General features: G+C 72.3%; 13 protein-coding genes. 8 read left to right on the top strand and 5 right to left on the bottom strand.

Annotated elements, in window-relative coordinates:
• Positions 1-346: 346 nt before the first annotated feature.
• Genes ACFV9H_RS10330 through ACFV9H_RS10295 form a run of 8 tightly spaced genes read left to right on the top strand, consistent with a single transcriptional unit; the run spans position 347 to position 7615 of the window.
• The gene (locus ACFV9H_RS10330; protein ID WP_385396014.1) at positions 347-2215 is read left to right on the top strand and encodes a WD40 repeat domain-containing protein; all 1869 of its coding nucleotides are present in this window, start codon (positions 347-349) and stop codon (positions 2213-2215) included.
• On the top strand, positions 2212-2922 hold the full coding sequence (ribA, locus tag ACFV9H_RS10325) for a GTP cyclohydrolase II RibA (protein WP_385396012.1): 711 nt from the start codon (positions 2212-2214) through the stop codon (positions 2920-2922). Before ACFV9H_RS10330 ends, ribA begins: the two co-directional genes overlap by 4 nt.
• Positions 2919-3896 (top strand): formylglycine-generating enzyme family protein, encoded by a 978-nt coding sequence (locus tag ACFV9H_RS10320; protein WP_385396010.1) that lies wholly within the window; start codon positions 2919-2921, stop codon positions 3894-3896. The genes ribA and ACFV9H_RS10320 overlap by 4 nt, the downstream gene beginning before the upstream one ends.
• Positions 3893-4978 carry a pyridoxal-phosphate dependent enzyme gene (locus ACFV9H_RS10315; RefSeq protein ID WP_385396008.1) on the top strand — a complete coding sequence of 362 codons (1086 nt, stop codon included), beginning with the start codon at positions 3893-3895 and terminating at the stop codon, positions 4976-4978. Before ACFV9H_RS10320 ends, ACFV9H_RS10315 begins: the two co-directional genes overlap by 4 nt.
• A gap of 22 nt (positions 4979-5000) precedes the next feature.
• On the top strand, positions 5001-5687 hold the full coding sequence (locus ACFV9H_RS10310; protein WP_385396006.1) for a class I SAM-dependent methyltransferase: 687 nt from the start codon (positions 5001-5003) through the stop codon (positions 5685-5687).
• A gap of 31 nt (positions 5688-5718) precedes the next feature.
• Entirely contained in the window at positions 5719-6663 is a 945-nt protein-coding gene (locus tag ACFV9H_RS10305) for an isopenicillin N synthase family dioxygenase (RefSeq protein ID WP_385396004.1), read from the top strand.
• Positions 6664-6677: 14 nt separating this feature from the next.
• The gene (gene epsC, locus ACFV9H_RS10300) at positions 6678-7268 is read left to right on the top strand and encodes a serine O-acetyltransferase EpsC (RefSeq protein WP_385396002.1); all 591 of its coding nucleotides are present in this window, start codon (positions 6678-6680) and stop codon (positions 7266-7268) included.
• Between the two features lie 32 nt (positions 7269-7300).
• The gene (locus tag ACFV9H_RS10295) at positions 7301-7615 is read left to right on the top strand and encodes a hypothetical protein (protein WP_385395999.1); all 315 of its coding nucleotides are present in this window, start codon (positions 7301-7303) and stop codon (positions 7613-7615) included.
• A gap of 4 nt (positions 7616-7619) precedes the next feature.
• Here ACFV9H_RS10295 and hemB read toward each other — a convergent pair whose 3' ends face one another.
• The 5 genes from hemB to ACFV9H_RS10270 all read right to left on the bottom strand — a co-directional run bounded on the left by hemB (position 7620) and on the right by ACFV9H_RS10270 (position 14178).
• Positions 7620-8621, bottom strand: a complete 1002-nt coding sequence (gene hemB, locus ACFV9H_RS10290) for a porphobilinogen synthase (protein ID WP_385395996.1) — start codon at positions 8619-8621, stop codon at positions 7620-7622.
• A 373-nt stretch (positions 8622-8994) separates the two neighbouring features.
• Positions 8995-10662: a uroporphyrinogen-III synthase gene (locus tag ACFV9H_RS10285; RefSeq protein WP_385395993.1), complete on the bottom strand. Its 1668-nt coding sequence runs from the start codon at positions 10660-10662 to the stop codon at positions 8995-8997.
• Positions 10659-11624: a hydroxymethylbilane synthase gene (gene hemC / locus ACFV9H_RS10280; RefSeq protein ID WP_385395990.1), complete on the bottom strand. Its 966-nt coding sequence runs from the start codon at positions 11622-11624 to the stop codon at positions 10659-10661. Before hemC ends, ACFV9H_RS10285 begins: the two co-directional genes overlap by 4 nt.
• The gene (locus tag ACFV9H_RS10275; RefSeq protein WP_385395987.1) at positions 11621-13363 is read right to left on the bottom strand and encodes a glutamyl-tRNA reductase; all 1743 of its coding nucleotides are present in this window, start codon (positions 13361-13363) and stop codon (positions 11621-11623) included. The genes hemC and ACFV9H_RS10275 overlap by 4 nt, the downstream gene beginning before the upstream one ends.
• Positions 13360-14178 (bottom strand): redox-sensing transcriptional repressor Rex, encoded by an 819-nt coding sequence (locus ACFV9H_RS10270; protein ID WP_385395985.1) that lies wholly within the window; start codon positions 14176-14178, stop codon positions 13360-13362. The genes ACFV9H_RS10275 and ACFV9H_RS10270 overlap by 4 nt, the downstream gene beginning before the upstream one ends.
• Positions 14179-14415: the final 237 nt, after the last annotated feature.

Here is a 14415-nt window from a genome sequence, read left to right as displayed (position 1 = left end):
GCAGAACAACATGCATGTGCTCAGCCCCTTGAGTCCTCTTCTTCTCTTGCAGCATCGAGGGGAACGGAGTACGGGGCAAGCAGCAACGGAATAACGCCACTCACTCCATCACGTCTTCCCGACTCGTTCCCGTTCCGTTCCCACCTCGATCCCTTATCAGTGCCACCCTGACCTGGGGCGATGCGTCAAGAGAAAGAATCCGAATACATCAGGTTCAGCGACTTCCCATATTGCTCCGTGGCTCATTGCCGACCCTCCGGCTCCCCCTTAACGTGCGAACGACAAATCTGGACACGCACCACGGCCACGGCCTTCCCGGGTACCTGAAGAAAAGGACAGAGACAGCGTGCGCACCATCTCCATTCCGAAATCCGGTACCGGACATTCGGCCCCGATCACCCACGTGGCCTTCAGTCCGGACGGTTCCCGCCTCGCCACCTGCTCCTACGACGGCACGGTGATCGTCTGGAATACGGACGACCCCGCGCGGCCCGTCGAGACGGCGACCCTCCGGCACCGCCGGCTCGTCAACGCCTCGGCCTGGAACCCCGCCGCCCCGACCCTGCTCGCGACGGCCTCGGCCGACAAGACGGTCGGCATCTGGCGCGTTCCGACGGAAGGCCCGGCCACCCTGGTGAACGTCCTGGCCCGGCACACCGACGACATCAACTCGGTCGCCTGGCTGCCCGACGGCGAGCGCCTGATCTGCGTCTCCGAGGACGGCCGCGCCACCATGTGGTCCGTCCTCGACGGCACCTTCCTCACCGAGGTCGGCTCGCACGAGGCGCACTGCATGATGGTCTCCATCAGCGCCGAAGGCCTGGCCGCCACCGTCGGCGAGGACGGCCTGGTCGCCGTCAGCGACCCCGCGTCCGGCTCCTTCGTACCGCGCAAGCGCCACTACGACTCCTCGATCGAGGGCTGCGCCTGGTCCCGTGCCGGCGACCTCCTCGCCGTGGCCCGGGACGACGGCTCCGTCGACCTGCTGAGCCGCGAACTGGACCTCGTACTGACCGTCGAGGTCTCCACTTCCGCCGCCCGCGCCGTCGACTGGGCCGAGGACGACTCCGCCTTCGTCGTCGGCGCGTACGACGGCTCCCTGCACTGGTTCGACCGGTCCGGCGAGCGACTGCACACCGTCGCGGACCTCCGCGTGTGGCCGCGCTCCGTCTCCGCCGCGCAGGGCCTCGTCGCCGCCGGGTCCTTCCGCAACGCCCCGCACCTGTACGACATGGCGAGCGCCGGCGAGCTGTCCGGCCCAGACCGCGCCACCCACGGCCCCAACGCCCTGGCCGCCCGCGGCGACGAGCTGCTCATCGGCGGCGACAGCGGAACCGTCTTCGCCGTGCGCATCGAGGACGGACTCCAGTCGCGGGCCATCCCCATCGAGCTCACCGACGGCCCGATCCTGTCCCTCACCACCGACGGCGACACGATCTACGCCGGCACCTACTCCGGCCAGGTCATCCGCTACGACGGCACCCTCGCCCACAGCGAGCGCCTCGGCGCGCCGATCCCCTCCCTCACCGTCGACGGGGGCCGCCTCGTCGCCGGTACCTACAACGGCGAGTTCCTCGTCCTGGACCCGGCCACGCTCCGCCTCGAAGAGCGCATCGAGGCCCACGGCGGATCGGTGAAGTCCCTGGCCCAGCTCCCGGACGGCGGTTTCCTCTCGGCCGCCACCGACCGCACCATCGAGGCGGGATCCCTGCGGGAGCGCTCCAAGCTGTGGGAGCACGGCAACCTGGTCAACGCGGTCGCCGGCCTCCACGGCCCGCACGGCTCCGCCGTCGCCAGCGCCTCCCGCGACCACACCGTCAAGGTCGGCCTGGTCACCCGTACCGGGGACGGCGGCTGGAGCACCGGGGCGCTGCAGACGCTGCTGGGCTCCGACGAGTCCGTCAAGTGCGTTGCGCTGCTGGGCGACACCCGACGGCCGACCGTCCTCGCCGGTTCGTACGACTTCAACCTCTACTCCTGGCAGGTCGACTGGGCGGACTCGGCGGGCACCCTCGCCTCCGGCCGCGTCCTCGCCGATTTCACGCAGGGCCTGTCCTGCATGCTCCACCTCGCCGACGGCCGCGTCGCCGTCGCCGGCTGGGACGGTCGGATCGTCATCGTCGGCACGGACCCCGAAGGCGCCGCCCGCATCGAGCACTCCCTCCACATCGACGACATCGCGCTGAGCGCGGACCGGAAGCAGGTGGCCGCATGACGCCCTCGGTCGACATCACCCAAGCCGGCATCGCCCAAGTCGGCGTCCCGCAAGCCGGCATCACCCAAGTCGGCGCCCCGCAAGCCGCCGTCCCGGCATCGGTCCGGGCCCGCGTGCCCGTCACGCTCTCGCGCGTACGCGACCGCAGCGCCGACCTCATCACCTTCCACGACCTGCCCGACCCCGGCGAGCACTTCGCGATCGTCGTTCCGACCGCCTCCCAGGACACCGAGGCGCCGCTGGTGCGGCTGCACAGCGAATGCCTGACCGGCGACGTCCTCGGCTCGGCCCGCTGCGACTGCGGCCCCCAGCTCGACGAGGCCCTGCACCACATCGCCCTGCACGGCGGCGCCGTCCTGTACCTGCGCCAGGAGGGCCGCGGCATCGGCCTCTACAACAAGCTCGACACCTACGTCCTGCAGTCGCAGAACCACGACACCTTCACCGCGAACCGCATGATCGGTCGCGGCGACGACGAACGCGACTACGCGGCCGCCGCCGCGATGCTCCACGCGCTCGGCCTGACCCGGATCCGGCTGCTCACCAACAACCCCGACAAGGTCCGGGAGTTGCGGGCACACGGCATCGACATCACCGCGGTCGTCCCCACCGGTGTGTACGTCACCGCGGAGAACGCCCGCTACCTGTCCGCCAAGGCCGAACTCGGCGGGCACACTCTCGCACTGCTTCAGGAGGCCGCGGCATGACGCTGACACTCGAAGACCTGGCCGACTCCCCGCACTTCAAGGAACACGGCGACCTCGCCGACCCCGGCCGGCTCCGCCCCGCGCGGCTGCCCGGCACCGACGCCGAGCGGCTCGCCCTCGCCGTCGAGGACCCGGAACTGCCGCTGTCCGAGCGCCTCGCCGCCGGCGCCGTCCTCGGCCTCGTCGGCGACCCCCGCATCCCCTGCCCCACCTCCGGAGCGGGCCCGGCCACGTCCCACGTGCCCGGCGGCACCGTCCGTATCGGCCTGCCCGAGAACGAGGCCGGATACGTCACCGACGCCTGGGCACACGTGGGCGTGGAGGAGTCCTGGATCCTGAAGGAGTGCCCCGAGCACACCGTGGAACTGGCCGACTTCTGGATCGCCACCTACCCGGTGACCAACGCCGAGTACCGCGCGTTCCTGGCCGACACCGGCCTGGAGGAGCGCCCCACCACCTGGTACCTGGGCGCCTACCCCTGGGACCGCGCCAACCACCCCGTCGCCGGCATCCGCCCCGAGCACGCCGACGCGTACGCCGCCTGGCTCACCGAGCGCACCGGACACCCGTGGCGCCTGCCGACCGAAGCGGAGTGGGAGCACGCCGCCAAGGGCCCCGACGGCCTGCCCTACCCCTGGGCGGGCGGCTTCGACCCGGAGGCGGCCAACACCCGCGAGTCCGGCGTGCACACGACCACCCCCGTCGGCGCCTTCCCGGCCGGCCGCTCCCCGTACGGCGCCCACGACATGGGCGGCAACGTAGAGGAGTTCACCGCCGACGACTACGTCCCCTACCCGGACGGCCCCTACGTCGCCGACCACCTGGTGGAGACGATGGGCACCTACCGGATCGCCCGCGGCGGATCCTTCTCCCGCTTCGGCGACCTGACCCGCACCCGGCGCCGCCACGGCGCCTTCCCCGGGCCGCTGTACCCCGTCGGGTTCCGGCTGGCCACCGGCGAGCGCCCCGCATGACGACCGCCGTCCTCACCGGGGCGGCGCCCGCCGCCGCCCCGGGTTTCCCGGACATCAGCCGCGTCCTGGCCGCCCGGGCCCCGGCCCTGGCCGACCTCAACAGGCCCTTCGCGCCGCTGGAAGCCGCCGCACACCGGCTGCTGCCCGGACTCGCCGCGGTGCGCCACGCCATCGGGGACACCCCCCTGGTCCCGGTCCCCAGCCGGGCCGGACGGGGTCGGGTCTGGCTCAAGACGGAGGCCGCCAACACGTCCGGCTCCGTCAAGTCCCGTACCGCGTACGCCCTGTTGTGCGCGGCCGTCACCGCGGCCGGCACTCCGGACGTGCGCCTGACCGAGTACTCGGGCGGCAGCCTCGCCGTCGCCCTCGCCGAGCTGTGCGGACAACTGGGCCTGGACCTCCACCTGGTGGTCCCCCACGGTGCCTCCGAGCGACTGCGGACCTCCCTGCGCCGCCAGGGCGCCCAGGTCACCGTCAGCCGCGAGGGCGCCGGCTTCCTCGGCGCGATGGACGAAGCCGTCCGCGTCGCCGAGCGCGAGGACCGGCACCTGCTGCTCCAGCACTGCGCGGCCGAGAGCGCGGCCATGCACCGCGAACACACCGGCGCGGAGATCATCGGCCAGCTCTCCGGCTACGGCGTCGAACCGGTGGCACTGGCCGCGGGCGTCGGCACCGGCGGCAGCCTGGCCGGCACCGCGATGGCCGTGGCCGGCGCCTGGCCTCACTGCCGCACCCTCGCCGTCTTCCCCACGGAAGCCGTGTACGGCGACGAGCGCGCCCCCGACGGCGCCCCCCGGATGAACGGCACGGGCGGGCTGGGCCACGGCATCCGCCAGCCCCTGCTCGCCGCCTTCCCGGAGGGCTTCTTCAACTACACCACCGTCGCCTATCCGCAGGCCCTGCAGGCCATGCGCCACCTGCGCCGGGAGCACGGGATCTCCGTCTCCGGCAGCGGCGCGGGCGCCTGGCTCAGCGCCTCCGCGGAAGTAGACCAAGGCCCACCAGGGCGCAACGCAATCGCGGTCGTCGCAGGCCGCGGAACAATCGAGGAGTGGGAGCATGCCGCAGGACAGCAACACTGAAACGCGTGACACACCCGGGTCCGTGACCGGCCACAGCGCTGCGGACGCGGAAGCCGCGGAGCGCGAATACAGCGACTACCGCGAGATCGTCCGCGACTCCTTCAAGCAGTGGTACAAGGACAACCGCGACACCTGGTCGGGCAACATCACCAACGACCGGGTCACGCACTTCACCATCGCGGCCGCCCCCACCGACAAGCCGGAGCCGGGCGCCGGCCCGGCCCGGGTCCTGGACATCGGCTGCGGCCGCGGCCTGCAGACGGCCTCCCTCGCCGAATGGCTGGAGGCCGAGGTCACCGGCCTCGACCTGCTCGACGTATGGGACACCCCCGAGGTCAAGCACGGCTCGACCCACTTCCACCAGGGCGACTTCCTCGGCTTCCAAGCCGAGGGCCTCGACCTGCTCGTCGACAACGGCTGCCTGCACCACCAGCGCCGCGAGGACTGGGCCGCCTGGGTGGAGCACGGCCGCAAGATGCTGCGACCGGGCGGCGTGTGGGTGGTGAGCGTGTTCCTCAGCCCCGACGGGGAGATCACCCCGCACCCGCTCGCGGACGGGCGCCTGAACTGGTGGCTCACCGAGGAGCTCGTCACCGAGCTCTACGAAGCGGGCGGTTTCCGTTCCACCGGCCGCCTGGAGATCGACCGCCACTTCGTGTACGAGGGCCACCAGCTCAAGTACCTGACCCTGTCCTTCGTCGCGGTCTGAGCGGCGCAGGAGGAGAGAGGAGAGCCCGGCGATGCTCAAGGAGATCGCACTCGGCGCCGGCAGCGGCGACGAGCACGTCCGCGCCGCCCTGCGCGACGGATTCTTCCTGGTCCGCAACACGGTGCCGGAGACCCTGCTCGACGAGGCCTACGGCCGACTCGGCACGTTCTTCGAGCTGCCCGCGGAGATCAAGGCCGACTGCCGGGTGCCCGGCTCCAACGGCCAGTCCGGGTACCTCCCGCCCCTCGTCGAACAGGGTGAGAAGGGCCGCGCCCCCGACTGGAAGGAGCTGTTCCACTGGGGCGCCCGGCTTCCCGCCGCCCACCCGCTGCGCGAGCGCTACCCGGCGCGCTACCCGCAGCCCTGCTTCCCCGACCACCTGGTCCCCGGGATCGGCGCCACCCTCGGCGAGCTCCACGCCCGGATGGCCCGGTTCCAGCTCGACGTCGTCCGCCGGATCGCCGGGGCGCTCGGCGCCGCCCCCGGCTACTTCGACGAGATGCTGGAGGACGGCCCCGTCGTCAACCGGGCCACCTGGTACCCGCCCATGGAGCAGGCCCCGTCCGCCGACCACATCTGGATGGTGGAGCACCAGGACTTCGACCTGATCACCGCCCTGCCCCGGGCCACCGCCGCCGGACTCGAGGTACTCATCGACGGCGCCTGGACCCCGGTCGAGGTGCCCGAGGGCTACGCGGTGCTCAACGTCGGCATGGTCCTGGAACGGCTCACCGGCGGCCTGGCCCGGGCCGCCGTCCACCGGGTCGTGGCCGCACCAGGCCAGCACGGCGGCCGGCTGTCCATCGTGCAGTTCTGCCACCCCGCCCCGTGGACGGTCCTCTCCCCGCTCCGCGGCTGCCTCGGCGACCGCGAACCGGAGCGCTACCCGGCACTGACCGCGCAGGACCTGTTCCAGCGCACGATGTACCGGATCAACCGGCTGGACTCCCAACAGGAACCGGCGGCCCGGCCGTGAGCGGCATCCTGTCCATGAGCGGTGCCACGAACCGCGCCGAGCCCCCGCGGATCCCCCTCTTCCGGCAGATCCGCGAGGACCTGGACGCGGTCGTCGCCCGCGACCCCTCCCGCCCGCGCCGGCGCGACGCCCTGCTGCACGCGCCCTGGCACGGGCTGGCCCTCCACCGGGTGGCGCACCGCCTCCACGCACGCGGGCACCGGCTGGCAGCCGGTCTGCTCACCCTCGTCGGCCGGCTGCTCTCCGGCATGGAGATCCACCCCGGCGCGCGCATCGGTCGCCGGGCCTTCATCGACCACGGCTTCGGCGTGGTCATCGGCGAAACCGCGCGCGTCGGCGACGACGTGACGCTGTATCACGGCGTGACCCTCGGCTCGCGCGGCTGGTCCCACCCGGGCGAGCCCGGCGCGCGCCGCCACCCCGTCATCGGCGACGACGTCCTCATCGGCGTCGGCGCCTCCGTCCTCGGCCCGGTCACCATCGGCGACGGCAGCCGGATCCGCGCCCACTCCCTCGTCCTCGAAGACCTCCCGGCCCCCGCCAGGACACCCCGGATCACCCCGCTCCGGGCCCTCTCCCGGCCGGTGCGCCGCAGTTCCCACTGACCCGCCACACACGACCAGAAGGCAGGCACCGCATGACGCTCACCGCCCTCCGCCGGCACACCCTCGACCTCGCCCGGGACCTCGACAGCGGCAGCTGGGTCCCCACCGAACTGGAACGCAGCATCGCCAACCGGCTGTTGACCGCCGCCACCCCCGTCGGCGGCTTCACCGAGAACGCCGTACGGGACGCCGCGTGGGAGGGTTCCGAGCCGCTGACCCGGGTCAACGACGGCCGCCTCTCGGTCCTGCTCGCCGAGATCACGTACGGCCTGGCGGCGACGGAGCGCGACGCCGCCGGCCTGGCCTCTGCCATGTCCCTGCTCTCGGCGGTCAACCGCCGGAACTAGGGGGTCAGCGCTCGGCGCGCAGCATCCCCGCCACCTCGGTCGCCCAGTAGGTGAGGATCGTGTCCGCGCCCGCCCGCTTGATGCCCAACAGGGTCTCCATGATGGCCCGTTCCCGCTCGATCCAGCCCTTCTCCGCAGCGGCCTCGATCATCGCGAACTCGCCGCTGATCTGGTAAGCGGCCACGGGCACGTCCACCGCCTGCGCGACCCGGTACAGGACGTCGAGGTAGGGCCCGGCCGGCTTGACCATCACCATGTCGGCGCCCTCCTCCAGGTCGAGGGCCAGCTCCCGCAGGGACTCGCGGGCGTTCGCCGGGTCCTGCTGGTAGGTCTTGCGGTCGCCCTGCAGCGAGGACGCGACGGCCTCCCGGAAGGGCCCGTAGAACGCCGACGAGTACTTGGCCGTGTACGCGAGGATCGACACGTCCTCGTGCCCGGTCTCGTCGAGCGCGTCGCGGATCACGCCGACCTGGCCGTCCATCATCCCGCTGGGCCCGACCACGTGCACACCCGCGTCGGCCTGCACCTGGGCCATCTCCGCGTACCGCTCCAGCGTCGCGTCGTTGTCCACCCGACCGTGCTCGTCGAGCACCCCACAGTGCCCGTGGTCGGTGTACTCGTCGAGACACAGATCGGACATGATCACCAAGTCGTCCCCGACCTCGGCCTTCACATCACGAATGGCAACCTGCAGGACCCCGTCCGGCTCCGTACCCGCCGTGCCCAACGCGTCCTTGTTCTCATCAGCGGGAACCCCGAAGAGCATGATCCCCGCGACCCCCGCCTCGACCGCCTCCACGGCGGCCTTCCGCAGCGTGTCCCGCGTGTGCTGGACGACGCCCGGCATCGCCGAGATCGCCAGGGGCTCGCTGATGCCCTCCCGCACGAAGGCCGGGAGGATCAGGTCGGAGGGGTGCAGCCGGTACTCCGCGACCATCCGTCGCATCGCCGGGGTGGTACGCAGCCGGCGGGGCCGCGAGCCGGGGAAGGATCCGTACGCGCTCATTCGTCAGTCGCCTCTTCGAGCATCGAGAACAGTCCCAACAAGCGTAGGCCCCCACCCACCCACCCCCGAGCCCATTCCCAGCCCCGCCGCCCCCCAAGGCCATTCCCACCGACTCCGAGGCCATTTCCAGCCCCGCCGGCGTTTGAGGCGTCGGCCGCTGCCGAGGTCTCGCTGCGCCCCGGCCGCCGGGGCCCCGCCGGGTCTGCGCGCCCCGGGGGCGCGGCGGCGCGCCCGGGGTCGGCCGCCGGGGCCGCTGCCTTGCCCCACCCACCCCGCCACACCCGGCCCCACTCCGCCCGAACGGGCAAACGAACGAGGGGCTGGGCCGACGCAATGCGTCGGGCCCAGCCCCTCGTTCCCGCTCAGCCCACCGCTAGGTGGTACGCCGACGCCGAGCCCCCGGCCGCCGCTCACTCGGCCGGAACACCGCCTCGCCGGCCTCCTTGGCCGCCTCCCGCCGCGCCGCACCGTACTCGGCCAACGCCTCCGCCAGCTTCGAAACCGACGGCTCCGGCGACAGCACGTCCACCCGCAGCCCGTGCTCCTCCGCGGTCTTGGCCGTCGCCGGCCCGATACACGCGATCACGGTGACGTTGTGCGGCTTCCCGGCGATACCCACCAGGTTCCGCACAGTGGACGACGACGTGAAGAGAACGGCATCGAAGCCACCCCCCTTGATCGCCTCCCGCGTGTCCGCCGGCGGCGGCGACGCCCGCACCGTCCGGTAGGCGGTGACGTCGTCGACCTCCCACCCGAGCTCGATCAGCCCGGCGACCAGCGTCTCGGTCGCGATGTCGGCCCGCGGCAGGAACACGCGGTCGATCGGGTCGAAGACCGGGTCGTACGGCGGCCAGTCCTCCAGCAGCCCGGCCGCGGACTGCTCCCCGCTCGGCACCAGGTCCGGCTTCACGCCGAACTCCACCAACGCCGCAGCGGTCTGCTCGCCCACCGCGGCCACCTTGATGCCCGCGAAGGCACGCGCGTCGAGCCCGTACTCCTCGAACTTCTCACGGACGGCCTTCACGGCGTTCACGCTGGTGAAAGCGATCCACTCGTACCGGCCCGTCACCAGGCCCTTGACCGCCCGCTCCATCTGCTGCGGGGTGCGCGGCGGCTCCACGGCGATGGTCGGCACCTCGTGCGGCACCGCGCCGTACGAACGCAACTGGTCGGAGAGCGAAGCGGCCTGCTCCTTGGTACGCGGTACGAGGACCCGCCAGCCGAACAGCGGCTTCGACTCGAACCAGGCCAGCTCCTCGCGCCGCGCGGCGGCACCGTGCTCACCGACCACGGCTATGACCGGCCGGGCGCCCTCGGGCGAGGGGAGGATCTTGCCCTGCTTGAACACCTGGGCAATGGTCCCCAGGGTCGCGCTCCACGTCCGCTGGCGCGTCGTCGTACCGGCCACGGTCACGGTCAGCGGGGTGTCGGGCTTGCGCCCGGCGCCCACCAGCTCGGCGGCGGCGGCCGAGACCGTCTCCAGCGTCGCGGAGACCACGAGGATCCCGTCGCTCGCGCCCACCTCGCTCCAGCAGCGCGCCGAGGCGCTGCGCGCGTCCACGAACCGGACGTCCGCGCCCTGCTTGTTGCTCAGCGGCACACCCGCGTAGGCGGGCACGCCCACCGCGGTCGCGACACCCGGAACCACCTCGAAGGGGATGCCCTCGGTGGCGCAGGCGAGCATCTCCTCGGCCGCGTTCCCGTCGAGACCGGGGTCGCCGGTGACGGCACGGACGACCCGCCTGCCGGCGCGTGCGGCCTCCATGACAAGATTGGCGGCATCGCGGATCACCGGGACCCCGGCGGCCGCTGACACCTCGTCAGCGATCGTCAGCTGCGGCGTGTCGACACCCGTGCGCGCATGCGTCCGTACGACGTCGAGCACGTCTGGCTCCGCGATCAGCACGTCCGCTGCCGCGAGCGCCTCCACGGCGCGCAGCGTCAGCAGACCCGGGTCGCCCGGGCCGGCACCGAGGAAGGTGACGTGCCCGTGTGCGGCGAAGGCCGGAAAGGCGGAGGTGTTCGGACTTGTGGGGCTCACGCTCGCTCCCCCATCAGACCGGCCGCGCCCTTGGCCAGCATCTCGTCCGCGAGTTCGCGGCCGAGAGCCATGGCCTCGTCGTACGACTGGGGCACGGGACCGGTGGTGGACAGCTGCACCAGCGTCGAGCCGTCGAGGGTTCCGACGACGCCGCGCAGGCGCATTTCATTGACAGCCTGGCCGTCGGCCAAAAGGTCGGCGAACGCACCCACAGGTGCGCTGCAGCCGGCCTCCAGAGCGGCGAGCAGGGAACGCTCCGCGGTCACGGCGGCCCGGGTGTGCGGGTCGTCGAGCTCGCCGAGCGCGGCGATGAGGTCCGAATCGGACGCGAGGCACTCCACGGCGAGAGCGCCCTGGCCGGGAGCCGGCAGCACGTGGTCGACGGACAGCAGGTCGGTGGCTTCGTCACTGCGCCCGATCCGGTTCAGCCCGGCGGCGGCGAGCACGACGGCGTCGAGCTCCCCGTCCCGTACGAACCCGATGCGGGTGTCTACGTTCCCGCGGATCGGCACGGTCTCGATCCGCTTGCCGAGCGCGCGGGCGTAGTGGTTCAGCTGGGCGGTCCGACGGGGCGACCCGGTACCGATCCGGGCCCCGTCGGGCAGCTGCTCGAAGGTCAGGCCGTCACGTGCGACGAGCGCGTCCCGCGCGTCCTCGCGCAGCGGCATGGCCGCGATCACGAGGTCGTCGGGCTGGGCGGTCGGCAGGTCCTTCAGCGAGTGCACGGCGAAGTCGACCTCGCCGCGCAGCAGCGCGTCGCGCAGGGCGGTGACGAACACGCCGGTCCCGCCGATCTGGGCGAGGTGCTCGCGCGACACGTCACCGTACGTCGTGATCTCCACGAGCTCGACGGGACGGCCGGTGATCGCCCGTACCGCGTCGGCGACGTGGCCCGACTGGGACATGGCCAGCTTGCTCCGCCGCGTACCGAGCCGCAGCGGCTGGTCGGGACGTGTGTTCATGATGCCCGTCCTGGGTCGTCGTCGTTCTTCGGATCGGCCGCGTCCGCCCGGCTGACGGATGCCACCGTCTGAGGGTCGAGGTCGAAGAGTTCGCGCAGCGCCTCGGCGTACCCGGCGCCGCCGGGCTCGCTCGCGAGCTGCTTGACGCGCACGGTCGGCGCGTGGAGGAGCTTGTCGACTACGCGGCGCACGGTCTGGGTGACCTCGGCCCGCTGCCGCTCGTCGAGATCGGGCACCCGTCCGTCGAGCCGCGCCACCTCCATGGCCACGACTTCGGCCGCCATGGCGCGCAGGGCGACGACGGTGGGCGTGATGTGCGCCGCCCGCTGCGCCGCGCCGAAAGCCGCGACCTCCTCGGCGACTATCCCACGTACGGCGTCCACATCGGCAGCCATGGGCGCGTCCGCGGACGCCTCGGCCAGGCTCTCGATGTCCACCAGCCGCACACCCGGGATCCGATGCACGGCGGCATCGATGTCCCGGGGCATGGCCAGGTCCAGCAGCGCGAGCCGTACGGGCATCCCGTCGGCCTGGCTCCGAGCGCTCTTGCGCGGCTGCCGCTGCGCGGCGGCCTCACCCTGATCGGCCCAGGTCCCGTGCAACTCAAGCGAGTTGGCGTCGACCCCGGTCAACGCCGCCCGCCCGTTCACTGCCCGCGCGGAATCCGACGCGTCCAGCCCGACAGGACACCCGTCCGGCTCGGCGGCAGCCGAAATGGTCCGCGCGGCCCCGGCATCGGCCAACCGCCCACCAGCCTCGGCGGCAGCAACCAACCGTGCCACAACCTCCCGATCCAGCCCGGCAGCCAAATCCAGCCCCGCCGGCGTTTGAGGCGCGGGGTCCGGGGCGGAACCCCGTTCGGTGACCCGCACCACACCGGCGGCATCGGCCACATCCAGCCCCGCACGGGACACGGCGGCGAGCACGTCATCGGCGCTCAGCACCAGCCCAGTGGCCCCGGTGCAGGACACCACGACATCGACTCGTGTCAGCTCATCGGCGACCGCGCCCATGGGAACGGCACGCGCAGCAACCCCGGTGCCCGAGGCAACCAGAATCTCCGCCAACCGCTCCGCCCGCTCGGCGGTCCGGTTCGCCACCACGACCTCGGCCACGCCAACCCGCGCCAGCGTCGCCGCGGCCAGCGAGGACATCGACCCGGCCCCGATCACCAGCGCGCGCTTGCCCGCGGCCCACTCCCCGACGGGAACCCGCACCGCGAGCTGCTCCAGCCCGAAGGTGACCAGCGACTGCCCGGCCCGGTCGATCCCGGTCTCCGAGTGCGCCCGCTTGCCGACCCGCAGCGCCTGCTGGAACAGGTCGTTGATCAGCCGCCCGGCGGTGTGCAGCTCCTGCCCCAGCGCCAGCGCGTCCTTGATCTGGCCGAGGATCTGCCCCTCGCCGACCACCATCGAGTCCAGCCCGCACGCCACCGAGAAAAGGTGGTGAACGGCCCGGTCCTCGTAGTGCACGTAGAGGTACGGGGTGAGCTCCTCCAGCGCGACACCACTGTGCTGCGCCAGCAACGTGGACAGCTCGGCGACACCGGCGTGGAACTTGTCCACGTCCGCGTACAGCTCGATCCGGTTGCAGGTGGCGAGCACCGCCGCCTCCGCCGCCGGCTCCGCGGCCAGCGTGTCGTGCAGCAGCTTCACCTTGGCGTCGGCAGACAGCGAGGCGCGCTCCAGCACGCTCACGGGCGCGCTGCGGTGGCTCAGCCCTACGACGAGCAGACTCATGCCGGCATCACCGCCGGCACGTCGCCCTCGGGGTTGCCCTTGCGCGCCTCGCGCGCCTCGGCGGCCGCCCGCCCGGCCGGCGGCACCACGGCCGCGGCGGGTGCGGCGCCGCCCACGGAGGAACCGCCGCTGGCAGCGGCGGCCGCCGCTTCCTCGCCGGCCTTGCGCTGCTCGTGGAACGCCAGGATCTGCAGCTCGATCGACAGATCGACCTTGCGCACGTCGACGCCATCCGGCACGGACAGCACCGTCGGCGCGAAGTTCAGGATGGAGGTGACCCCGGCCGCGATCAGCCGCTCGCTGACCTGCTGGGCCGCACCGGCCGGCGTCGCGATGACACCGATCGAGACGCCGTTCTCCTCGATGATCTTCTCGAGGTCGTCGGTGTGCTGCACGGGCATCCCGGCGACGGGCTTTCCGGCCATCGCGGGGTCGGCGTCGATCAGCGCGGCCACGCGGAACCCGCGTGACGCGAAACCGCCGTAGTTGGCGAGCGCGGCGCCGAGGTTGCCGATGCCGACGATGACGACCGGCCAGTCCTGGGTCAGGCCCAGTTCACGGGAGATCTGGTAGACGAGGTACTCGACGTCGTAGCCGACGCCGCGGGTGCCGTAGGAACCCAGGTACGAGAAGTCCTTGCGCAGCTTGGCGGAGTTGACTCCGGCGGCCGCCGCGAGCTCTTCCGAGGACACCGTGGGCACCGATCGCTCGGAGAGCGCGGTGAGGGCACGCAAGTACAGCGGAAGCCGGGCGACAGTGGCCTCGGGAATACCTCGGCTGCGGGTCGCCGGTCGGTGAGTTCGGCCAGTTGCCACGATGCTCCTGCGGGATGAGCGGGGCTGCAGGCGGTCACTTGTCCCAGGACCGCCCCGTCGACAGCAGGCTATGCCTTTGTGAACGCGTGCACAAAGATTGTGTCCAATTTGTCCGACCAAAGTGACCGGGGTCACGCAACCGCGACACATAAGGGCGGAGTCAACGGCACGCCGAACCCGTTCAAATCCCAAAGGGGGCAAAACGGTACACACTCCTCACATATACGCCCCCAGACC

This window comes from Streptomyces sp. NPDC059874, assembly GCF_042731135.1.
In the GTDB taxonomy this organism is placed as follows: domain Bacteria; phylum Actinomycetota; class Actinomycetes; order Streptomycetales; family Streptomycetaceae; genus Streptomyces.
Note: the sequence above shows the minus strand (reverse complement) of the source record. Positions and strands in the feature narration are given on the sequence as shown.

Bases quoted from the DNA above. Each gene is read 5' to 3' on its own strand.
- ribA (WP_385396012.1), top strand. From the start codon at position 2,212: ATGACGCCCTCGGTCGACATCACCCAAGCCGGCATCGCCCAAGTCGGC.
- ACFV9H_RS10320 (WP_385396010.1), top strand. From the start codon at position 2,919: ATGACGCTGACACTCGAAGACCTGGCCGACTCCCCGCACTTCAAGGAA.
- ACFV9H_RS10315 (WP_385396008.1), top strand. From the start codon at position 3,893: ATGACGACCGCCGTCCTCACCGGGGCGGCGCCCGCCGCCGCCCCGGGT.
- ACFV9H_RS10305 (WP_385396004.1), top strand. From the start codon at position 5,719: ATGCTCAAGGAGATCGCACTCGGCGCCGGCAGCGGCGACGAGCACGTC.
- epsC (WP_385396002.1), top strand. From the start codon at position 6,678: ATGAGCGGTGCCACGAACCGCGCCGAGCCCCCGCGGATCCCCCTCTTC.
- ACFV9H_RS10295 (WP_385395999.1), top strand. From the start codon at position 7,301: ATGACGCTCACCGCCCTCCGCCGGCACACCCTCGACCTCGCCCGGGAC.
- hemB (WP_385395996.1), bottom strand. From the start codon at position 8,621: ATGAGCGCGTACGGATCCTTCCCCGGCTCGCGGCCCCGCCGGCTGCGT.
- hemC (WP_385395990.1), bottom strand. From the start codon at position 11,624: ATGAACACACGTCCCGACCAGCCGCTGCGGCTCGGTACGCGGCGGAGC.
- ACFV9H_RS10275 (WP_385395987.1), bottom strand. From the start codon at position 13,363: ATGAGTCTGCTCGTCGTAGGGCTGAGCCACCGCAGCGCGCCCGTGAGC.